The organism is Aliiglaciecola aliphaticivorans, assembly GCF_054782055.1.
Genome location: NZ_BAAGTF010000075.1, coordinates 1 through 637, shown reverse-complemented (window position 1 = coordinate 637; position 637 = coordinate 1). Strand labels below are relative to the sequence as shown.

Annotated in this window: 1 protein-coding gene; it reads left to right on the top strand. The window is 40.8% G+C overall.

From position 1 onward, the window contains the following. Nucleotides 1-602 (top strand): IS5 family transposase (locus tag ACYVIL_RS20340; protein ID WP_460314582.1); only part of this gene is annotated, 602 nt, incomplete at its 5' end. Between the last annotated feature and the right edge of the window lie 35 nt (nt 603-637).

The window sequence follows — 637 nt, the reverse complement described above, 5'->3', positions numbered from 1 at the left end:
TTGGTGATTGGAGCGCCGTTTATCGTCGCTTCAATTTGTGGTCGAAGAAAGGTTTATTAAATATGTTATTCAAAGAGTTAGCCAAACTATCTGATTATGACTGGGTCTTTGCTGATGGTTCGATTGTCAAAGCTCATCAGCATAGTACCGGAGCGGCTACTGCACATAATGAGTGCATAGGAAAGAGCCGAGGTGGTAACTCCACAAAAATACATTTAGCCGTGGATAGTGGTGGACTTCCAATTTATTTTGAACTATCAGAAGGCCAGAGAAACGACATAGCCCGGGCTCAAAGTCTGGTTGACCATTTAAGGGAAGTAAACATTTTCGTCGGTGACAAAGGATACGATAGTGATGCATTGAGGAAATATATTGAAGCAAAAGGAGGCGCTTCAGTCATACCCAAAAGAAATTATGGCCAAGATATAGACAAAGACAGTGTCGATTGGTGTCTTTATCAATATAGGCACTTAGTTGAAAACGCCTTTGCTCGTATAAAGCATTATCGTTCAATATCAACGAGGTATGAAAAGTTAGCAAGGAATTATGCCAGTATGGTTTCACTGGCATTTTCGATGATGTGGTTGCCGATGTATTGCTGAGTGAAATATGTACAGCAAAGATCAACAGGCCTTAG